Genomic DNA, 21,438 nt, shown 5'->3' with positions numbered 1-21,438 from the left:
ATGGACCTCAACCGTCGTCAGTTCTTCAAGGTCGCTGGTCTCGGCCTTGCAGGATCCACCCTCGGCGCGCTGGGCATGGCTCCGACGCCAGCCTTCGCCGAACAAGTGCGTCATTTCAAGCTCGCCCATACCCATGAAACCCGCAACACCTGCCCGTACTGCTCGGTCGGCTGCGGCTTGATCATGTACAGCCAGGGCGACAATGCGAAGAATGTCGCCCAGAGCATCATTCACATCGAAGGCGATGCCGACCACCCGGTCAATCGCGGCACCCTTTGCCCCAAAGGCGCAGGCCTGCTCGACTTCATTCACAGCCCCAGCCGTCTGCAATACCCGCAAGTGCGCAAGCCCGGCACCAAGGAGTGGACGCGGATCTCCTGGGATGACGCGCTGGACCGCATCGCCGACCTGATGAAGGCCGACCGTGACGCCAACTTCATCGAGAAGAACGCCCAAGGGCAAACGGTGAATCGCTGGCTGACCACCGGTTTCCTCGCGGCCTCGGCCTCGTCCAACGAAGCGGGTTACATCACCCACAAGGTCATTCGCAGTCTGGGCATGCTGGGGTTCGATAACCAGGCACGTGTCTGACATGGCCCGACGGTGGCAAGTCTTGCCCCGACGTATGGCCGTGGTGCCATGACCAACCACTGGACCGATATCGCCAACGCGAATCTGGTTCTGGTGATGGGCGGCAACGCAGCAGAAGCACACCCTTGCGGTTTCAAATGGGTGACCGAAGCCAAAGCCCACAACAAGGCGCGGCTGATTGTGGTCGACCCGCGCTTCACCCGTACGGCCTCGGTAGCGGACTATTACGCACCGATCCGCACCGGCACCGACATTGCCTTCATGGGCGGGCTGATCAATTACCTGTTGACCGAAGACAAGATCCAGCACGAATACGTGCGGGCCTATACGGACGTGTCGTTCATCGTCAAGGCCGGCTACGGTTTCGAGGACGGCTTGTTCAGCGGTTACGACGCGAGCAAGCGCAGCTACACCGACAAGTCCGGCTGGGGGTATGAGATCGGCGAGGACGGCTTTGCCAAAGTCGACCCGACCTTGCAGGACCCACACTGCGTCTATCAATTGATGAAGCAGCATTACAGCCGCTACACCCTGGAGCTGGCCAGTCAGGTCTGTGGCATGCCCACCGACGCGATGAAGAAAATCTGGGAAGAGATTGCCACGTGTGCGCAACCGGGCAAGACCATGACGATTCTCTATGCCCTGGGCTGGACCCAGCACTCGATCGGCTCGCAGATGATCCGCAGCGCGGCGATGGTGCAACTGCTGCTGGGCAACATCGGCATGCCCGGCGGTGGCGTCAACGCTTTGCGGGGGCACTCCAACATCCAGGGCCTGACCGACCTCGGCTTGCTGTCCAACCTGCTGCCCGGCTACCTGACCCTGCCATCCGAAAGCGAACAGGACTACAACGCCTACATCGCCAAGCGCGCACTCAAACCGCTGCGTCCCGGGCAGATGTCCTATTGGCAGAACTACGGCAAGTTCCATGTCAGCCTGATGAAAGCCTGGTATGGCGCCAATGCCACCGCCGAGAATAACTGGGGCTACGACTGGCTGCCGAAACTGGACATTCCCGGCTACGACATCCTGAAAATGTTCGACATGATGGGCAAGGGCCAGGTCAACGGCTACATGTGCCAGGGCTTCAACCCGATTGCCGCCTTGCCGGACAAGAACCGGGTGATGAAGGCTCTGGCCAAACTCAAGTGGCTGGTGGTGATGGACCCGCTGGCCACCGAAACCTCGGAGTTCTGGCGCAACGTCGGGCCTTACAACGATGTACAGACGGCCGACATCCAGACCGAAGTAATCCGTCTGCCCACCACCTGTTTCGCCGAAGAAAACGGCTCGCTGGTCAACAGCGGCCGCTGGCTGCAATGGCATTGGAAAGGTGCCGACGGCCCGGGCCAGGCGCGCACCGACGTAAAAATCATGGCCGAGCTGTTCATGCGCCTGCGCCAGCGTTACCAGGCCAATGGTGGCGCCTGGGCCGAGCCGATCCTCAAGCTCGACTGGCCCTACAAAGTGCCGGAGGACCCGACGCCGGAAGAACTGGCCCGGGAATTCAACGGCTACGCCATCGCCGATGTCACCGACGCCTCGGGTGCGGTGGTCAAGGCCGGTCAGCAACTGTCCGGCTTCGGCCAGCTCAAGGACGATGGCAGCACGGCGTCCGGGTGCTGGATCTTCTGCGGCAGCTGGACCGAGCAGGGCAACAACATGGCCCGGCGTGACAACAGCGATCCTTTCGGCATGAAGCAGAACCTGGGCTGGGCCTGGGCCTGGCCGGCGAACCGACGGATTCTCTACAACCGCGCCTCTTGCGACCCCCAAGGCAAACCGTGGGATGCGAAAAAGCGGCTGGTGTGGTGGAACGGCAAGGTCTGGACCGGCACCGACGTGCCCGACTACAAGGTCGATGTGCCGCCGGAAGCCGGGATGAACCCGTTCATCATGAACCCCGAAGGCGTGGCGCGGTTCTTCGCCCTCGACAAGATGAACGAAGGGCCATTCCCCGAACACTATGAACCGTTCGAGACGCCCATCGGCATCAACCCGATGCATCCCAACAACAAACAGGCGACCAGCAACCCGGCCGGGCGGATCTTCGATTCGGTCTGGGACACCCTGGGCCAGGCCAAGGACTTTCCTTATGCAGCGACCAGCTACCGGCTGACCGAACACTTCCACTTCTGGACCAAGCATTGCCCGATCAACGCCGTGACCCAGCCCGAGCAGTTCGTCGAAATCGGCGAGGCGCTGGCCAAGGAGAAGGGGATTGCCGCTGGCGACCGGGTTCGGGTCAGTTCCAAGCGCGGACATATCGAAGCAGTGGCGGTGGTGACCAAGCGGATTCGTCCGCTGCAGGTCAACAATCAGGTGGTGCACCAGATCGGTATCCCGTTGCACTGGGGTTTCACCGGCGCCACCCGCCACGGTTACCTGACCAACACCCTGGTGCCGTTCCTCGGCGATGGCAACACACAGACCCCGGAATCCAAGTCATTCCTGGTCAACGTGGAGAAAGTCTAAATGGCCAGCCAAGACATCATCGCCCGTTCGGCCACCACCACCGTGCCGCCCTCGGTGCGCACCCAGGAGGAAGTGGCCAAGCTGATCGACACCACCAAGTGCATCGGCTGCAAGGCTTGCCAAGTCGCCTGCTCGGAATGGAACGAGCTACGCGACGACGTCGGTCACAACCTCGGCACCTACGACAACCCCCACGACCTCAGCGCAGACACCTGGACCCTGATGCGCTTCACCGAGCATGAAACCGACGCCGGCAACCTCGAATGGTTGATCCGCAAGGACGGCTGCATGCACTGCGCCGAGCCCGGCTGCCTGGCGGCGTGCCCGAGCCCCGGCGCGATCATCAAGCACGCCAACGGTATCGTCGACTTCGATCAGGACCACTGCATCGGCTGCGGTTATTGCATCACCGGTTGCCCGTTCAACATTCCGCGCATCTCGCAAAAGGACCACAAGGCCTACAAATGCACGCTGTGTTCGGACCGGGTGGCGGTGGGGCTGGAGCCGGCCTGTGTGAAAACCTGCCCGACCGGGGCCATCGTGTTCGGCACCAAGGAAGACATGAAGGAACACGCCGCCGAACGCATCGTCGACCTCAAGAGCCGTGGCTTCGACAACGCCGGTTTGTACGACCCCGAGGGCGTCGGCGGTACCCACGTCATGTATGTGCTGCACCATGCCGACACGCCCAGGTTGTATGCCGGTTTGCCGGATCACCCGGCGATCAGTCCGCTGGTGGACCTGTGGAAAGGCCTGAGCAAACCCCTGGCGCTGCTGGCCATGGGCGCGGCGGTGCTGGCCGGGTTCTTCCACTACGTGCGCGTCGGGCCACAACTGGTCGAGGAGGACGAACATCCGACCACCGTTGACCCTGCCGTGCATGAGTTCGATCCGTCGGTGCACACCTTCGATCCGAGCAAACCGGGCGGGGAGGACAGGCCATGAACGACAAACCGATCCTGCGCTATACCGTCAACCAGCGCACCAATCACTGGCTGGTGGCAATTCTGTTTCTCATGGCGGCGCTGTCGGGGCTGGCCTTGTTCCATCCGGGGCTGTTCTGGCTCAGCAACCTGTTTGGCGGCGGTTCGTGGACGCGCATTCTGCATCCGTACCTGGGCGTGACGATGTTTGTGCTGTTCCTCGGCCTGGTGTGCAGTTTCTGGCGCGCGAACTACTTCATCACCAACGACCGGCTGTGGCTCAGGCGTGTCGGGCATGTGATCCGTAACGAGGAGGAGGGCGTGCCGCCGATTGGCAAATACAACCCGGGACAGAAGCTGCTGTTCTGGGTGTTACTGATCTGCATGCTGGTGTTGCTGTTCAGCGGGCTGGTGATCTGGCGCGCCTGGTTCAGCGCGTACTTCGGCATCACCAGCATTCGCTGGGCGATGCTGTTGCATGCGTTGGCGGGGTTCATCCTGGTGCTGAGCATCATTGTCCACGTCTACGCGGGTATCTGGATTCGCGGTTCGGTCCACGCCATGGTGCGTGGCCGGGTCAGCCGCGCCTGGGCGAGAAAACACCATGAGCTCTGGTACCGGGAAGTGACCGGTGACGAAACGCCTGAGCGACCGATCAGCAAAAAAGGATGACCCCTTGGCCACGATCCTCGAACCTGGGCAAATAGAAGCGGCGGCGAGTTCACCGCCGTTTTTGTACCTGCCGCCGAACAACCTGTTCACCCTGCGCGCGTTGCGCCTGGAACGTTTGGCTGACGGCCATCCCATGGCGGACTATCTGCGTTTGATCGCGGGGTTGTGTCATGTCCAGCAGCAGCTGATGGACGATCCGCTCGTGGCGACCATGCCCGACCCCGAACGCCTGCGGTTGTGCGTAGAACATGGCTTACCGCCGTTCGCCGCCGACAGTCTGGTGCGCGAAAACGTTTGGCTGCCCTATCTCGAAGCCTTGCTGCAACGCTATCAGCCTTCGCCACACGCTGCAGTAGAAAACGCCGTGGCGACGTTGCGCAGCGCGAACCCTGGGCTGCTCAAGGCGTGGGCGATTGCCCTGGTCAGCGGCCAGTACTCGATGCTGCCGGCAGCGCTGGTGCCGTTTCTCGGTGCCGCGCTGCAAGCGGCCTGGAGTTATTGGCTGCTGAACACGCCTAACCTTGAACTCCATCTGCAGCGCCAGCATGGCGACAGCCTCAGTCAATGCCCGGCCTGCGGTTCACCGGCGATGGCCGGGGTGATTCGTCATCGCGGCAAATACAACGGTTTGCGTTATCTGGTGTGCTCGTTGTGTGCCTGCGAGTGGCATGTGGTGCGGGTCAAATGCGTGTATTGCGAACAGAGCAAGGGGCTTGAATACGTCAGCTTCGAGGATGATCGCCACGCCGCCAATCAGGCGCCGTTGCGGGCGGAGGTCTGTCCCGGCTGCAACAGCTACCTGAAACTGATCTACCTGGAAAACGACGCCGAAGCCGAAGCCCTGTCGGCGGACCTGTCCAGCCTGATGCTGGACATGCGCCTGGAGCAGGAAGGTTACCAGCGACCAGCGCCCAATCTGCTGCTGGTAACAGGCGAACAGTAGCTCCAACGCTACGATGTGTAGCAGCTGGCGAAGCCTGCGTTCGGCTGCGAAGCAGTCGTGAGTCCGGCAACCATGGTGCACCTGACACACCGCAATGGTGATTTTACGACTGCTGTGCAGCCGAACGCAGCCTCGCAAGCTCGACAGCTGCTACAAGGAGTGCGTCGCGGCTGAAAGTGAACAGCACTCGAGCGGGGAGCCCAGCGGCTACACTCAGACGCGACGGTCACTCGCTTCCGGGAGCCTCTGATGCCCGCAACACTCGCCGGCCAAACCTTGCGGCTGCCTTCCATCGACAGTTTGCTACGCCATCCCGCCTGCCAACCGTTGGCCGAGCGGTACGGACACGACGCACTGCTGGCCGGCCTGCGGCAATTGCTCGATGACTTGCGCGAACCGGTGCACAACGGTGAACTGGCTGCCATTGAAATTGCCCCCGATGTATTGGCGGGCAGGGCGGGCGAGCGTCTGGCGATTCAGCATCGCAGCCAGATCCGCCGCGTGTTCAACCTCACCGGCACGGTGCTGCACACCAACCTCGGTCGTGCGTTGTTGCCGGAACAAGCCATTGAAGCGGTGCAACGGGCTGCGCGCTATCCGCTCAATCTGGAATTCGACCTGCACAGCGGCAAGCGCGGCGACCGGGACGACTTGATCGAGGGCTTGATCCGCGAACTGACCGGCGCCGAAGCAGTCACCGTGGTCAACAACAATGCCGCCGCCGTGTTGCTGACGCTCAACAGCCTGGGCGCACGCAAGGAAGGGATCATCTCCCGAGGTGAGCTGATCGAAATCGGCGGAGCGTTTCGCATTCCCGACATCATGGCCCGCGCCGGGGTGCGGTTGCATGAGGTGGGCACCACCAACCGCACCCATGCGCGCGATTACGAGGCCGCCATCGGCCCGCGCAGTGGTCTGCTGATGCGCGTACACGCGAGCAATTACAGCATCGAAGGCTTCACCGCGAGAGTGCCGACGGCGGAATTGGCGCAGCTGGCTCACCGCCACGGACTGCCCTTGCTCGAAGACCTCGGCAGCGGCAGCCTGCTGGACCTGACACGCTGGGGGTTGCCCGCCGAACCGACGGTGCGCCAGGCACTGCTCGATGGCGCGGACATCGTCACCTTCAGCGGCGACAAACTGCTCGGCGGGCCTCAAGCCGGATTGATCGTCGGCCGCAAAGACCTGATCGCCAGGATCAAGAAAAATCCGCTCAAGCGTGCCTTGCGGGTCGACAAACTGACCCTGGCGGCCCTCGAAGCCGTATTGGCGCTGTACCGCGATCCCGATCGTCTGGCCGAACGACTGCCGAGTCTGCGTCTATTGACCCGACCCCAAGCCGACATCCTCGCCCAGGCCGAACGCCTGCAACCGTCATTGGCGCAGGTGCTGGGCGATGGCTGGAGCGTCAGCGCGGTGCCAGCACTGGGCATGATCGGTAGCGGCAGCCAACCCGTGGCCCGGTTGCCCAGCGCGGCGTTATGCCTGCGGCCAAACGTTTCGAAACGCCTGCGTGGGCGACGATTACTAGGGCTGGAGGTAGCGTTGCGGCAACTGCCCATTCCGGTGCTCGGGCGTATCGACGATGACGCCTTGTGGCTCGACGTGCGCCAACTCGATGACGAAGCGGCATGGCTGGCGCAGCTCAATCAGCTGGTGCGATTCGATCAACTGCAGGAGGAGGGCCGGGACGGGTGATTGTCGGCACGGCGGGGCATATCGATCACGGCAAGACTTCCTTGCTCCAGGCACTGACCGGGCAGGCCGGTGATCGTCGCCGCGAAGAACGCGAACGTGGCATGACCATCGACCTGGGCTATATCTATGCGGCGCTGGAACCGGGCGCCGCCCTGACCGGTTTTATCGACGTGCCCGGCCATGAGCGCTTCACCCACAACATGCTGGCTGGTGCTCAGGGGATTGATCTGGTGTTGCTGGTGGTAGCGGCCGATGACGGCGTCATGCCGCAAACCCGTGAACACTTGGCGATTGTCGAGTTGCTGGGCATCCCTCGGGCACTGATTGCAATCAGCAAGTGCGACCGGGTTGACCCGGCTCGGGTGCAGGCTGTTCGTGAGCAGATCGAAACATTACTGGCGCCCGGACCGTATGCCGGCGCGCCGCAAATCCCGCTGTCGAGTGTCACTGGCGAGGGTATCGAGACTCTGCGTCAGGCTTTGCTGGATGCGCAGCATGAGGTTGTTCAACGCAGCGCCAGCGGCGGTTTTCGTCTGGCGATTGATCGGGCCTTCAGCGTGGCTGGTGCCGGTATCGTGGTGACCGGTACGGCGTTGTCCGGCCAGGTGGCGGTGGGCGATACGCTGGTGTTGAGCCCGCTGGGTAAACAGGTGCGTGTGCGTAGCCTGCATGCACAGAACCAGGCCGCTGACCGCGCAACGGCCGGGCAGCGGGTCGCGCTGAACCTGAGTGCCGAGCGCTTGGCCCTGGAGCAGATTCATCGTGGCCATTGGCTGTTGGCCGAATGGCTGCATGCGCCCACTCAGCGCCTGGATATCGAGATGACGGTGTTAGCCAGCGAAGCGCGAAGCTTCGAACACTTTCAACCGGTGCATGTGCATCTCGGCACTCAGGACATCACGGGGCGAGTGGCCTTGCTGGAGGGCGCGAGCCTGGCCCCGGGGGAGCACATGTTCGCGCAACTGCTGGTCAATGCGCCGGTGCTGGCGGTGAAGGGCGACCGCTTGATCCTGCGCGACCAAAGCGCCCAACGCACCCTCGGTGGTGGCCGGGTGCTCGACCCGTTCGCCCCGGCCCGACATCGTCGCAGCCCTGAGCGATTGGCGCAGCTACAAGCGCTGGCCACCACCAATAGTCTGGAAGCGGCACTGCCGGCGCTGCTGGACAACAGCGACACCGGGCTCGATCCGCAGCGCCTGGAGCGTCAGTTCAACCGTCCGCGCGAGACTTGGGAATTGCCCGATGACGTGCGTCTCATCGATACGCGGCAGGGGCCATTGTTGTTCAGCGCGGTGCGTTGGGAAGCCCAGAAAACGCCGCTGCTGGAACACCTCGCACGCTTTCATCAACTCGAACCGGACCAGATGGGACCGGACCGCGATCGCCTGCGTCGCTTCGCCGGCAGCGTGTTGGAACGGTCGACCTTTATCAGCCTGCTCGACGAATTACTGGCCAGTGGTGCAATGGCGGCCAGCGGCCCATGGCTGCATTTACCCGATCACCAGGTGCGCTTGAGCGAGGACGACGAAAGCCTCTGGCAACAATTGCAGCCATTGTTCGAACAGGCGGGTTTCGATCCGCCGTGGGTGCGTGATCTGGCTAAAGCCACCGGCCATGACGAGGCTGCCGTGCGCCTGCTGCTGCGCAAGATGGCCCGGTTGGGACTGCTGCATCAAATCGTCCGTGACCTGTTTTACACCGAAACACTGGTGCGCCGATTGGCGGCTATGCTGGTGCAACTGGCCAGCGATAACCCGATGATTCAGGTCGCCGCATTTCGCGATGCCGTGGGCCTGGGGCGCAAGCGCAGTATTCAGATTCTTGAATACTTCGACCGGCTCGGCCTGACCCGTCGCTTTGGCGATCGACGCCATATCCGGCTCGACAATGCACTGGCCCAACAAGCCGCAGTCTGACTTCAAGGAAGGCAATCGCGCCCGGTGGCGCGGCCGGGCTTCAAACCCGGTTGGGGACGGCATCCGTTCCCGGGCAGGTTCGACTCCGGCTGCCTTCCGCCATTTCCATGGTGATCTCGATCACAGGTGCCCGAAGGTCAGCGGGTACTGGATGACGACGTAAACTCTGTCGATGTCATCGCCCGCCTGAGCGGTGTTGGCCCGATGAGACACATGGGACAGTTGCAGTGACAACCCCTTGGCGGAGCCTGACTGCACGATGTAGCGCAGGTCGATGTCGCGCTCCCAATGCCGCCCGCCATCGCCCTGTTGAGGTACGTACTCGCCGATGGTCGGGTCGAACGGGTTGTAGGCCCCACCCTTGGGCGCACGGGTGCCGTCGATGTCGCTGCCCCGGACATAACGCGTCATGAAACTCAGGCCGGGGATGCCATAAGCGCCGAGGTCGAGGTCGTAGCGTGCCTGCCAGGAACGTTCGTGGGCGCCGTTGAAGTCGGCGTACTTGATCGAGTTGGCCAGGTAAATCGAGTCGCCACCGACGAAGTCGAACGGTGTGTCGCCATTGATGCGTTGCCAGGCCAGGGTAAAGGCATGGGCATCCAGGGTGTATTTGCCCGAGAGGCTGTAGGCGGTGTTGTCGATGGCACCGGCCAGTGCCTTGCCGGTGTCCTGCGTGCGGTACAGGTTGGCGTCGAGGAACACGGCGGACTGTTTCAGGTGCAGGTTGGCGTAATACTGGCGCCAGGTGTCGCTCAGCTCGGAGGCGTACAACGCGCCGCCGACAGGACTGTGTGTGAACAGGTCGGTGCCCAGAAACGTGATGCCCCCGGCCTCGGTATTGGCACCATAGCCGTAAAAGTTGCCCTTGCTTGTCGTGTTGTCCTGATTCTTGAACGCCGTGAAATGACCAGCCACCAGTTTCATGTTGTCGATTTCGTTGCTGTTCAACAGAAAGCCCGTGGCGTATTCCGGTTGCAGGCGTTTGTCGGAGGTGTCGAACACCGGGGTTTCCACGGTCATTTCACCGAAGGCCAGGGTGGTTCGGGAGGCCCTGATTTTCAGCGCGCCACCTGCACTGGAATAGTTGTCTTCGCTGCGACCGTCACTGTCCAGCGGCAGTAACCCGGTTCCCGAATGCCCTTTGCCGCCGTCGAGCTTCAGCCCCATAAACGCGTGGCTGTCGACGCCGAAACCTAGCGTGCCGGGGGTGAATCCGGATTCAAATGAGCCGATAAAGCCTTGAGCCCACTCTTGTTTGTAGTTCTTGCCCGAAGGCTGGGGTGAGCGGTAGTCGCTGTTGAGGAAGAAATTTCGACTGAGCACCTCAAGCTTCCCGCCCTCGAGAAATCCTTGCGCGGAATCCGGTGCCTCATCCGCCAGGGCTGTTCCGGCAAAAAACACGCAGAGCCAGAAGGACGCCCTGGGTACGTCCTTCCTGCCGGAAATGCGCGGGAGGGTTTGTAAAGAAAACATGATTGATCTCCCGCTTGAAACAGCGACTCCGAAGAGTCGCTATTTATTCTCAATGGCCTTCAGAGGCATGGAACATGGTCTTGGCGTAGATCAGGCCCAGACCATAGGCACCACCGTTGGCGATGGAGGTTTTCACCGTCTCGTCGTAAGTTTCGGTCCGTGCCCAGTCGCGCTGCAGTTCAAGCAGGTATTGCAGCGAAGTCATTGGGCGGGCACCGAGCTGGATCATGCGTTGCACGGCCATTTCATGGGCTTCGATGGAGACATCGCCACAGGCATCGGAGATGAAGTACACCTCGAAGCCTTGGTCGAGGGCCGACAGTGCCGGGCCAACGATGCACACGGAGGTCCACAGGCCGGCCAGGACGATTTTTTGTTTGCCGATGGCGTTGACTTCAACGGCAATGCGCTCGTCTTCCCAGGTGTTCATGCTGGTACGGTCGATCACTTTGTGTTCCGGGAACACCGATTTGATTTCGTCGAAAATCGGGCCGGAGAAGCTTTTCTCGGCAACGGTGGTGAGGATGGTCGACACCTTGAAGCCCCGGGCTGCCTTGGCCACCAGTGCGGCGTTATTGCGCAGGGTGACGGCATCGATCGACTTGGTCGCAAAGGACATTTGCGACTGGTGATCGATCATGATCAGGGTGTGGTCGGTCGGGTTCAGCAGGGTTTTGCCAGGTGCTGCTTTTGCGATGGCCATGATGATGTCCTTGCAAGTGGATTGTGGGTGGTTCACAGGGCCTATGGTTGCGTAGATTTCGATGCGGATATTGAGTCGATGTGCTGTCTTTGATTAACGGCGCATCAGCACAAAGGCCGTCAACAAACACATCTATGACCTACGCTTGTTTCCAGACGCATGCTCACCGAACAGGGGTTCTCCCTGATCGAAAACAACAAGAACGGCTATCCGGAGACGTCTCATGTTTGCACTGGCCCGTCGATTCAGCAGCAACCTCGCCGCTTTCATTACCGCAGCCGCACTCGCATCACCCGTTTTTGCCCTGGACACCGTCAAGTTCATGGCCCCAGGTTCCGTGGGCGGCGGTTATGACCAGACCGCGCGAGTCCTGGGCAAAGCCATGGTCGAGGCCCAAACGGCCAAAGCCGCCACCTTCGAGAACAAGGGGGGCGCCGGCGGGACCCTGGGGTTGGCGCAATTTGCCAACGCCACCAAGGGCGACCCCGATGCGCTGATCGTGGTCGGCGCGATCATGGTCGCGTCCATCGAGCAGAACAAACCGCAAATCACCTTGAAGGACGTAACCCCGATCGCCCGGCTGTTTACCGAATACAACGTGATCGCCGTACGCGACGACTCGCCATACAAAAACCTGGAGGACTTGCTCAAGGACTTCAAAGCCAACCCGTCCAGCATCAAGTGGGGCGGTGGCTCCAAGGGTTCGATCGACCACATCGGCATCGCCGAACTGGCGAGCAAAATGGACATCCCCGTCAACAAGGTCAATTACGTTGCCTTCGCCGGTGGCGGCGAAGTCGTTGCCGCGGTGCTGGGGGGGCACATCACGGTGATCACCGGCGGCTACGCTGAGCTGGCCAAATACGTGCAGTCCAAACAGTTCCGCTTACTGGCCGTCGGCGCGCCCAACCGCGTTGAAGGCATCGACGCACCGACCCTCAAAGAGTCTGGCTACGACGTGACGATCGGCAACTGGCGGGGTGTTTACGGCGCCGCGGGCCTGACGCCTGAACAGCGCAAGGCACTGACGGAAGCCGTCCTGACCGCCACCAAAAGCGCCGTATGGCAGGAAAACGTAAAAACCAATGCGTGGTCGCCGAGCATTCTGACCGGGGATGATTTCGGCAAATTCGTCGACGAGGAGCACGGACGCCTGCGCGCGATGCTGGCCAAGGTCGGGCTGCTTTGAGATGGCCGGGCGCTGGAGCGTAAGGCCGGCCCAACTGGCGATTGGCGTCGGTATTGTCGTGATCAGTGCGGTATTGGCGGTCGGCGCCTCGCGGTTTCCCGCCGAGATGGGGTTCGTCATCATGCCGGCCTACGTCTATCCCTATGCCGTGGCGGCATTTCTGGGCGCCGTCGGTCTGTTGATGGGCTATCAGGCGCTCACCGGTGGTTTTCGCAACCTCGCCGATGATCATGAGACTTCCGGGGCCGAGCCCGGCGGCAAGTCCGGGGCGACCTGGGTTACGGCAGGGCTGCTGGGCGTGGCGTTGCTCATTTCCTACATCGGCTTCGTATTGGCTGCTGCATTGCTGTTTGCCTGTTCGGCGCGGGGCTTTGGCAGCCGCAGCCCGGTGCGGGACCTGGCCATAGGCATCGCTCTGGCACTGCCGATCTACTGGCTTTTCACCGCCGGGCTAGGGGTTTCCCTTCCGCCCTTGATCAACGCCTGGATCTGATCCAGGCCGAAGGAGGTCGACAAGGTGGATATTCTCTCGAATCTGGCCGTCGGCTTCGCTGGCGCGCTGACACCGATCAATCTGATGTGGGGTTTTATCGGTTGTCTGCTGGGCACTGCAATCGGAGTATTGCCGGGGATCGGCCCGGCGCTGACCGTCGCCTTGCTGCTGCCGATTACCGCCAAGGTCGATCCGACCGGGGCACTGATCATGTTCGCCGGCATCTATTACGGCGCTCAGTTTGGCGGCTCCACCACCTCGATCCTGCTCAACACGCCAGGGGAGTCATCCTCGATGGTCACGGCCCTGGAAGGCAACCTCATGGCCCGCAACGGACGGGCAGGCCCGGCGCTGGCAACGGCCGCCATCGGTTCATTCGTGGCTGGCACCATCGCAACGATCTTGCTGACGTTGTTCGCGCCCCTCGTAGCCACGCTGGCGCTGAAATTCGGGCCGGCGGAGTATTTCGCGATTCTGGTGCTGGCCTTCACCACCGTGTCGGCAGTGCTCGGCGCGTCGATGCTGCGCGGCTTTGCTTCATTGGGCATCGGGCTGACCATCGGTTTGATCGGCCTCGACTCGACGTCAGGCATTGCCCGCTACACCTTGGGAGTTCCCGAACTGGTCGATGGCATCGAAGTGGTACTGGTCGCGGTGGGGTTGTTTGCCGTCGGTGAGGCCTTGTACGGCGTACTTTACCAAAAGGAAGAAACGGCCAGCCGACACCGCCTGACCTCGTTGTGGATGACCCGCGCAGACTGGAAGCGCTCGGTCCCGGCGTGGCTGCGGGGCACCTTGATCGGTTTTCCCTTCGGATCGATTCCGGCCGGTGGCGCGGAAATCCCGACGTTCCTGTCCTATTCCACTGAACGCAAACTCAGCAAGTACCCGAAAGAATTCGCCGCCAGCAAGGGCGTAGGCGCCATCGAAGGCGTCGCAGGTCCCGAGGCGGCGAACAACGCGAGCGCCACCGGCTCACTGGTGCCGCTGCTGACCCTGGGCATACCGACCTCCGCCACGGCGGCGATTCTGTTGGCGGCGTTCCAGAACTACAACCTGCAACCGGGGCCGCTGCTGTTCCAGACCTCGGGCGAGTTGGTCTGGACCCTGGTGGCCTCTTTGTACATCGGCAACGTCATCCTGCTGGTGCTGAACCTGCCGCTGGTGGGGCTGTGGGTCAAACTCTTGCAAATCCCTCGGCCGTACCTGAACGCCGGGATCCTGGTGTTCGCCACCATCGGCGTGTACGGCATGCGCCACTCATCCTTCGACTTGTTTCTGATGCTGGGTATCGGCTGGGCCGGGGTGTTGATGCGCCGCTTCGACTTCCCCGTCGCCCCGGTGATCGTCGGCATGCTGCTGGGGCCGATGGCGGAAAAACAACTGCGTAACGCCTTATCCATCAGCCAGGGCGACTGGATGATATTTGTGACGCAACCGATTGCAGCGTCGGTGCTGGCGGTGACGTTGTTGGTGCTGTTGGTGCCGTATTTGCTGCATAAACGCGGGATCAAATTGCATGAGGATGATTGACGGCTGATTGTCTGGCTCCCAGCGCGATCCATAACGGACGAGCAAGCCCGCTCCCATATGTGATCGCTGACGTGCACAAATAATGTGTTCACAGGCAATCCAGTGTGAGAGCGGGCTTGCTCGCGATCCAGCATTGCAACTGCCTGACACCCCCACTTAATTCTCGCCGCAAGGGACTGAGGAGTGGCCGCGCGATGGCCGAAAACCGGCTTACGCGACAGTCAGAGCCGAAACGCTTGTCGTCCTACCAGTAACCATTTTCCTTGCTGCTTTTGCCAGATCTGAAAGTTCTCGATTTCTGTGGGAACAATCTCGGTGCCCTTGATGGCTTGCGCCGAAAAATGATGGCGGACCAACGCCACATCACCCGAGACGGTGATTTTCTGGTTCTGCATCTCCAGCGTTTTGAAAGCGCTTTTTCCGGTCTCGATGTCGGCGATGAATTCTTTCTTGTCCTGGATTTTCCCGCTGGAATGCCCGTAGGACAGGTTTTCAGCGGTGAGCGCATTCAGTTGAGGGACGTTGTTGGTCAGCATCGCTTGAGTCAGATGGTCTACCGCAGCGGCAACATCCTTCTCGCTCGATGCGGGGGAGGCCGCCACGTAGCCACTGAACAGGCATAAAAAACCGATAATTAGCTTCACTTTTTTCATGGGTAATTCCTTGTTGTTATAGGTGCGAGGATGACAGATGAATTACGCAAACTCATCTGTCATCGTACAACATATCAGGTTTTTACCAAGTGATGCAGATATGGCATTAGCGAGTGCTAGGCCAGCCGTCCCTCATGAAACAGACGCGCGCCAATACGCTGAATTTCAGCTTCGCCCTGCGCCAGTGCCGCTCGGCTGGTGTGTACTGAATAACGCCCCATCACCAAATCATGTGGGTGCTTCACCGCCGAGCCCAGCACGAAAGACGTGTCGCCGTGCGCCACGAAATCGATGGGTTGGTCTGACTCCTCGAACACCGCCAACTCGCCAGTATTGACCGGGCCACCAACGCCCAGCCGACCGGCATTGACCGCCAGCCACGCCACGTTGTGGCCGGCGGGAGGTGTGTAGCGCCAGCGCTCTCCATCTTTCAAGCGCACGACGAGGTAGTTCATGTCCGAAGGTGCTGCAATCGCGCTTTGCGCTGCGCCATAGCGTCCGAGCAGCACACGCGCCGGGCCTGCTTGCGGGATCTGCGAGGGCGCCAGGTAGAGGCTTTCCGCCGGTGTGTTTTCGTGCGAAGCGGGCAGGGCGACCCAGAGTTGGAAGCCCGATATTGAGCTGTCGCCGACTGGTTTAGCGTCGTGCCACACGCCATTACCGGCGCGCATCCACTCCACACCTTCGGTGGGCAGCACGCCCGTCTTGCCCGTGGTGTCTTCGTACTCCACGCCGCCCTCAATCATGTAGGTCAGTGTTGCGATCCCTGAATGCGGGTGCATGCCGAAACCTTTCTGCCCGCCTTGGGGCTTGAAGCCGAAGAGATCAAGAAACACAAAAGGCTTCAACAACTGGCCCAGGTCGCCAGGGCTCATGAGTCGCGTGATCGGCCCGTGAGTGCTGCCGGATGTGCGGTGAACGATGGCGCGCGTTGGTGTTGCGATGATGCTGTTCATAGGTTTTCCTCAAGTCTTGAGCCGATCGCCTTGGGCATGGATCAGCGCGCTGCACCGAGCAAGGCCGCGGGCTTCTGCCGCCAGGCCACGAAGGCAGACATCGACAACAGCACCAAGGCAGGGGCGGGATTGCCGCCAATCACGAAGAGATGCGTAACCACTGCGCCGGTCATGGTCGCCGTCAGCAGCAGCCCGGCGAAAAAGCTCGTGACCGGGATGAGCAGCAACACAGCGCCAGCCACTTCAATGGCACCGGTGAGGTAGCGGAACCATTGCCCAAGGCCGACGGCATCGAACACCTGAACCATCTGTGGAGCGCCGGCCAGCTTGGCGATGCCGGCCGCAGCGAACGCCAAGGCCAGAAAGATGCGAACACCCCAAAGGATGCGATTTTGAATAGGGGGGAGGGATGAAGTTTGAGTCATGGAAAACGATGTCCTTGCCTGTGGTTTACGCAGTTAGAGGGCTAACTGCCGCGATGCAAGAAGGATAAGCGTGCCCGGATTGGTTGATTAGATGGCACAATTGGATTGAGCCCGTCCATTTTTTGCTGGAATTATCGCCTTATGCTCGACTTGAATGACATTGCCTTGTTTGTCCAAGTGGTCCGCAGCGGAAGCTTTGCCGAAGCGGCGCGGCGGCTGGGCATGCCGCCCAACACCGTCAGCCGGCGTGTCCAGCAGCTCGAGGCACAACTCGACACACGACTGCTGCATCGCTCCACGCGAAAGTTGACGCTGACTCATGCCGGGCAGGCTTTTCACGAGCGCTGCGTGGGCGCGGTGGACGGGCTGATCGAGGCGGGGCACGAGTTGATGACGGGCAGCCAGGAACCCAGCGGCTTGGTGCGCGTCGCGGCGACGGCGGATTTCTTCGACTTCTTCCCCATGGAATGGGTGGCTGACTTTCTTGCCGCGCATCCGCGGGTGCGGCTTGACTTCGTGCTCAGTGATGCCCGCGCCGACTTGATCGCCGAGCGTATCGACATCGCGTTTCGCGGCGGTCCGCTGCAAGACTCAGGTTACGTCGGGCGCCAGCTCTTCAGTGCAGGCAGCGAGGGCTTGGTGGCGAGTCCGGCTTACATCGCTGCTCGCGGTATGCCCGGTACGCTGCAGGACCTGGTGAACCATGACTGCGTGAGTTTCGCCCATCCCAGCGGCTTCACCACCTGGCGTCTTACCGGGCCTGAAGGCGTGGAGGAAGAGGTGCAAATCGCCAGCCGTTTTTCCGGTAACACGGCCCAGGCACTGCGCAAGGCTACGGTGGCCGGCCTGGGCATCGCGCTGCTGCCGCCGACGCTCGCCAGGCTCGATCTTCAGGCGGGCCGGCTTGTACGAGTATTGCCACACTACCAGCGTGCAGGCTTTGGCCTGCACGTGCTTTACCCGAGCCGGCAGCATTTGCCGTTGGCGGTATCGGCCTTCATTGAACTGGTGATGGAGAAACTGAGGGTGGAGGCATTCCCGGCGCAAGGCTGACCTATGCATATGCATCAGCAGTGATGGCTAAAAGCCTTCTATAATGCGCCGCCTTTGACGCCAGTGTACTCAACAGCCCGGTACTTCCTTGAAACGCGATCTTCGACTTGCCACTTTTCTGATCTTTCTGGTGTGTGTCTCCGTGGTGCTGCTGACGGCCTGGCAGACATGGACAGCCCGACAGAACACCTTGAGCGACATCAATACCGATACATTGAACCTGACTCAGGCGCTCAACACTTACACCGAGGGCACCTTCAAGCAAAGTGAAGTGCTGTTGCTGGGCCTGACAGAAAGGATCGAGAAAGACGGCACCGGCCCGGAGCAACTCAAACGGCTGAGCAAGTTGGTTGCCCAGCAGATGGATGCGCTCCCGCAATTAAATAATGTGGTGCTATATGACGCCCAAGGGGACTGGCTATTCTCGACCAACATGCTGATCTCATCCAATAGCAACAACGCAGATCGGGCGTTCTTCAAGCATCACCGAGACGTCGCGGATCGCGGTATCTATATCGGCCCGGCGATTCTCAGCCGTGTCACTTGCGCCTGGGTGATTTCCGTCAGCCGACGCATCGATCACCCTGATGGAAGTTTTGCCGGGGTAATCGCCGCGACTATCAGCCTCGAACACTTCCTCAAACTTTATCGAAGCATCCACGTGGGGCAATTCGGCGCGATCAGCCTGACCTCATCCGAAGGGCGCCTGCTGGTGCGGTATCCCTTTCAAGTGGAAGACATCGGCCGTGACCTGTCTCACGCACCCATATTCTCCGAATACTTGCGCAACACCTCATCGGGCACCGTGGATTTTGCGTCGAAAGTAGATGGCATCCATCGCCTCTACGCATTCAAGAGAAACGATCAATATCCTGTCGTCACGACGGTTGCGGTGGGGCAGGCCGAGGCAATGCAAGCGTGGCTCAGTCAGACAAAGCAATCTGTCGCTGTGGTGCTGCTGTTGTTGGGGCTCCTGGTCGCACTGGGACGCCGGCTGATTTCCCACATCAGCCGGCGTATTCGGGCGGAGGAAAAGTTGCTCGCCACCCAAACCGCACTGATCGAGCTTAACCAGACGCTGGAAGTTCTCGCCAGCGAGGACAAACTCACCGGCCTCGCCAACCGCCGGCATTTCGATCAGTTCCTGGATGTCGAACTCAAACGCGCCAAGCGACTCGCAAGCCCGTTGTCACTGATTCTGATCGATGTGGACTTTTTCAAACGCTACAACGATCACTACGGCCATCTCGCTGGAGACGAATGTCTGCGGATCATTGGTCAGGCGATCAAACACTGTGTACGTCGCCCGGGAGACATGGCGGCTCGCTATGGCGGGGAAGAAATCGCCGTGGTGATGCCCAATACGGACGAAGCAGGAGCGTGCAAGGTGGCCGAGGCGATCCTGTCGGGTATTGCCGCCGAACAACTTGCGCATTTGTCGAGCCCGCTAGGTATCGTGACCGTCAGCCTTGGGGTGGCGACTTATGTCGCCGACGGCAGCGACCCTGATGAAAAGGCACTGATCGGTCGTGCAGACCGCGCACTTTATGCGGCAAAGTCGCAGGGGAGAAATCAGCTGAGCGTCGCGTGATCGAGCAGGCACTTGGAGGAAAGAGCGAACTATCGGCACGCGGCGCAACTATCGGTTCAAGTGATAGTGACAATCAAGAAACGCAAGTTCTGCTGGATCGGGTAAAGGCGGAAAATCGCCTCCATCGAAGACGCAGCTCAAGGAATTTGCGCGATGAAGACATTGACCCGACTGGCAATTGTCGCCCTGTTGATGGGCGGGGTTGTTACTGCTGCAACCGCCTACGCAGACGACGCCCAGTCGTGCCATTTTCTGCCCATCGCCGGCGCCAGTACCGGGTTGCAGCATTCGCAAACCGTCGGTGTGCTGTACAGCGAAAACACCCTGGACAACCTGCAATACCTCGAGCGTTACCACGATGTGGCGGTGAACGGCGCGCGCGATGCGCTGGATGCGCGGATTCGCGACGCGTTCATCAACAGCTCCGACCCAGAGTTGGCAATCGACTGGCTGATGAGTTCGTTACAGCAGCAGTTCCTGTCGGTGACCGTCTACAACAACCTCGATGCGTTGTTGCAGGCCCATCCGGATGTGGTGGTGATGCTCGATACGCATAACCGTCTGCTGACCCAACGCAACAGTCAGGTCGAAGCGCGTTTCGCCGCACGGTTCTACGACGCCAACCTGCAATACATCGGCAAGGCCGAAGGCGCCGTCGAGAAACAAATGCCTTCGGTCTGGGTACACCGTAAAGCGGCAGCCGAGATTGCCGCCCAGATCGATCAACAACGCGACCTGCAACTCAGCGCCTTGAAGCAGTTCGATGACTCGCTCAAAACCCTGGTGACTGCTGGCTGAACACCCGGACCATAACCGCAACGACAGTGACCCGTTGCGCAACGAAACAGATTTTTTACTTCAGGACTTGCACCGATGCGCCCTTTATTTGTTCCTGCCATGGCTTTCGCCACCTTGCTGCTGGCCGGTTGTGCCACTGCGCCGAACGACCCGACGCTGATCCTGCAGACGAAAAAAACGCCTGCCGAGTACGCCGATTGCGTGGTACCGAAGTTGCAGGGCAGCGCACTGAACCCGACGGTCTCGCAAACCCAGCGCAGCTACCGGATCGTGGTGCCGAGCAAAGTCGCCGCGGACAACGTCCTGGAAGCCTACAAAGCGCCGAACGGCGGCAAGGTGTTTTTGTATGAGCGCCACTTGCTGGCGTCGAACTTCATGCCTTCGAGTTTCGAACGTGCCGCGCAGGATTGCCTGTAACCCGTAACCGCTTTGAAAAATGCTCCTTTGGTTGGCCGCAACCAACCAATTTTTTGCCCCGTACCTTATGTGGTTTCGGGGCTTTTTTTTGCATGCAGGTTCGGGGGCTGGGAGCAGGGCGCCGGTACTTGCGCCAGAGACATCAACTGACCGGCTCGGCCTTGCAACTCATTGGCCCTGAGCCTGGCTTCTGGAATAGCACCACGTCGCCGTCTTGCCAGAAACTGTAATTCCCTTGGGAGTCCTTGCCTGTGTATCGGGTTCCCGAATCACTCGGCTCCTGGTTCAGGACGATCGAGGTGTTCGCCCATTTCAGGTACACGACACCAGGCTGCGTGGTGAAGAAGGTGGCGGCAACCAGCGGGTCAAGCCCTGTACAACGAAAAGCCAGGGGGCCCTCGGTGAGTCTGTATGGGTCCTTGGTTCTCACGATGGCCGAGCCTTGGCGCAGCTGGTACGCGCGTTCGGCATAACTGCGGACTGTGCACGTCTTGGGTACAGGTGTGGAGGCGCACTGATTGCGGGCATCGATCCAGAACTGCTGGTCGATCATGATTTTGTCCGGACGCGGCACTGAATGTTCATCCGTGAGCGCCAGGCGATAAAGACGCGTCAGTTCGATATCCATCTGCGCCAGTTGCGGATCACGACAGATAAGTTTTTCGACAGGCGCCTTTGCCTCGCCACAGTCGAAGCTGGTCTTGTAGGTTGGCGCAGCCATTACACAGGCGCTCGCCGCCGTGCATACGCTGGCAGCGAGTAGACAGCGGAAAAGGCTCGTGACCGTTTTCATATTGGCTTCACCCAGATCATTACGTGATGCCCGGATTGCCGTGGGATGTATCGATGCATTGAACAGTGATTCGTTCGCATTGGTGTATCGCAGTGTAAGTCAGTGCTCAGAACTTGCCATACCGCTCGGCGGCGGTGGGGTTG

19 protein-coding genes and 1 tRNA gene are annotated in these 21,438 nt (G+C 60.6%); 14 read left to right on the top strand and 6 right to left on the bottom strand.

The features are described from left to right. The 7 genes from fdnG (at position 1) to F475_RS05495 (ending at position 9,320) form a co-directional block, all read left to right on the top strand. Positions 1–3,066 (top strand): formate dehydrogenase-N subunit alpha, encoded by a 3,066-nt coding sequence (gene fdnG, locus F475_RS05525; protein WP_146602931.1) that lies wholly within the window; start codon positions 1–3, stop codon positions 3,064–3,066. Beyond that, a complete protein-coding gene (gene fdxH / locus F475_RS05520; RefSeq protein WP_105341656.1) occupies positions 3,067–4,011 on the top strand; it encodes a formate dehydrogenase subunit beta in 945 nt (314 codons plus the stop codon). Further along, positions 4,008–4,661 (top strand): formate dehydrogenase subunit gamma, encoded by a 654-nt coding sequence (locus F475_RS05515; RefSeq protein ID WP_111453360.1) that lies wholly within the window; start codon positions 4,008–4,010, stop codon positions 4,659–4,661. The genes fdxH and F475_RS05515 overlap by 4 nt, the downstream gene beginning before the upstream one ends. A gap of 4 nt (positions 4,662–4,665) precedes the next feature. Continuing rightward, positions 4,666–5,604, top strand: a complete 939-nt coding sequence (fdhE, locus tag F475_RS05510; protein WP_111453359.1) for a formate dehydrogenase accessory protein FdhE — start codon at positions 4,666–4,668, stop codon at positions 5,602–5,604. Between the two features lie 249 nt (positions 5,605–5,853). Then, on the top strand, positions 5,854–7,302 hold the full coding sequence (selA, locus tag F475_RS05505) for an L-seryl-tRNA(Sec) selenium transferase (RefSeq protein ID WP_111453358.1): 1,449 nt from the start codon (positions 5,854–5,856) through the stop codon (positions 7,300–7,302). After that, positions 7,299–9,218, top strand: coding sequence for a selenocysteine-specific translation elongation factor (gene selB, locus F475_RS05500; protein ID WP_111453357.1), 1,920 nt, complete (start codon positions 7,299–7,301; stop codon positions 9,216–9,218). Before selA ends, selB begins: the two co-directional genes overlap by 4 nt. 6 nt (positions 9,219–9,224) lie before the next feature. Continuing rightward, positions 9,225–9,320 (top strand) — tRNA-Sec (locus tag F475_RS05495). An 18-nt stretch (positions 9,321–9,338) separates the two neighbouring features. Here the strand turns inward: F475_RS05495 and F475_RS05490 are convergent. Together F475_RS05490 and F475_RS05485 are read right to left on the bottom strand one after the other, a co-directional pair. Continuing rightward, positions 9,339–10,691 (bottom strand): OprD family porin, encoded by a 1,353-nt coding sequence (locus F475_RS05490; protein WP_111453356.1) that lies wholly within the window; start codon positions 10,689–10,691, stop codon positions 9,339–9,341. Between the two features lie 49 nt (positions 10,692–10,740). Further along, the gene (locus F475_RS05485) at positions 10,741–11,394 is read right to left on the bottom strand and encodes a hydrolase (RefSeq protein ID WP_018925962.1); all 654 of its coding nucleotides are present in this window, start codon (positions 11,392–11,394) and stop codon (positions 10,741–10,743) included. Positions 11,395–11,617: 223 nt separating this feature from the next. Here F475_RS05485 and F475_RS05480 point away from each other — a divergent pair, with 223 nt between their 5' ends. Genes F475_RS05480 through F475_RS05470 form a run of 3 tightly spaced genes read left to right on the top strand, consistent with a single transcriptional unit; the run spans position 11,618 to position 14,609 of the window. Beyond that, entirely contained in the window at positions 11,618–12,583 is a 966-nt protein-coding gene (locus F475_RS05480) for a tripartite tricarboxylate transporter substrate binding protein (protein ID WP_111453355.1), read from the top strand. Between the two features lies 1 nt (position 12,584). Beyond that, positions 12,585–13,076 carry a tripartite tricarboxylate transporter TctB family protein gene (locus tag F475_RS05475; protein WP_111453354.1) on the top strand — a complete coding sequence of 164 codons (492 nt, stop codon included), beginning with the start codon at positions 12,585–12,587 and terminating at the stop codon, positions 13,074–13,076. Positions 13,077–13,100: 24 nt separating this feature from the next. After that, positions 13,101–14,609, top strand: coding sequence for a tripartite tricarboxylate transporter permease (locus F475_RS05470; protein ID WP_111453353.1), 1,509 nt, complete (start codon positions 13,101–13,103; stop codon positions 14,607–14,609). A gap of 221 nt (positions 14,610–14,830) precedes the next feature. Here F475_RS05470 and F475_RS05465 read toward each other — a convergent pair whose 3' ends face one another. The 3 genes from F475_RS05465 to F475_RS05455 all read right to left on the bottom strand — a co-directional run bounded on the left by F475_RS05465 (position 14,831) and on the right by F475_RS05455 (position 16,643). Beyond that, positions 14,831–15,262 carry a nuclear transport factor 2 family protein gene (locus tag F475_RS05465; protein ID WP_111453352.1) on the bottom strand — a complete coding sequence of 144 codons (432 nt, stop codon included), beginning with the start codon at positions 15,260–15,262 and terminating at the stop codon, positions 14,831–14,833. A 116-nt stretch (positions 15,263–15,378) separates the two neighbouring features. Beyond that, positions 15,379–16,218, bottom strand: coding sequence for a pirin family protein (locus F475_RS05460; RefSeq protein ID WP_111453351.1), 840 nt, complete (start codon positions 16,216–16,218; stop codon positions 15,379–15,381). 41 nt (positions 16,219–16,259) lie between these two features. Beyond that, complete coding sequence (locus F475_RS05455) at positions 16,260–16,643, bottom strand: DoxX family protein (RefSeq protein WP_111453350.1); 384 nt, start codon at positions 16,641–16,643, stop codon at positions 16,260–16,262. 141 nt (positions 16,644–16,784) lie between these two features. On the opposite strand from F475_RS05455, the gene F475_RS05450 reads away from it, so the two are divergent. The 4 genes from F475_RS05450 (at position 16,785) to F475_RS05435 (ending at position 20,502) form a co-directional block, all read left to right on the top strand. Further along, positions 16,785–17,696: a LysR family transcriptional regulator gene (locus F475_RS05450; protein ID WP_111453349.1), complete on the top strand. Its 912-nt coding sequence runs from the start codon at positions 16,785–16,787 to the stop codon at positions 17,694–17,696. Positions 17,697–17,784: 88 nt separating this feature from the next. Next, positions 17,785–19,287 carry a sensor domain-containing diguanylate cyclase gene (locus tag F475_RS05445; protein WP_256597065.1) on the top strand — a complete coding sequence of 501 codons (1,503 nt, stop codon included), beginning with the start codon at positions 17,785–17,787 and terminating at the stop codon, positions 19,285–19,287. 153 nt (positions 19,288–19,440) lie between these two features. Continuing rightward, entirely contained in the window at positions 19,441–20,085 is a 645-nt protein-coding gene (locus F475_RS05440; protein WP_064617943.1) for a hypothetical protein, read from the top strand. A 75-nt stretch (positions 20,086–20,160) separates the two neighbouring features. Further along, complete coding sequence (locus tag F475_RS05435; protein ID WP_111453347.1) at positions 20,161–20,502, top strand: hypothetical protein; 342 nt, start codon at positions 20,161–20,163, stop codon at positions 20,500–20,502. Positions 20,503–20,644: 142 nt separating this feature from the next. Here F475_RS05435 and F475_RS05430 read toward each other — a convergent pair whose 3' ends face one another. Further along, a complete protein-coding gene (locus F475_RS05430) occupies positions 20,645–21,295 on the bottom strand; it encodes an MliC family protein (protein WP_111453346.1) in 651 nt (216 codons plus the stop codon). Between the last annotated feature and the right edge of the window lie 143 nt (positions 21,296–21,438).

Source organism: Pseudomonas sp. URMO17WK12:I6 (genome assembly GCF_003253625.1).
Lineage (GTDB): Bacteria > Pseudomonadota > Gammaproteobacteria > Pseudomonadales > Pseudomonadaceae > Aquipseudomonas.
This window is presented reverse-complemented; position numbering and strand designations above follow the sequence as displayed.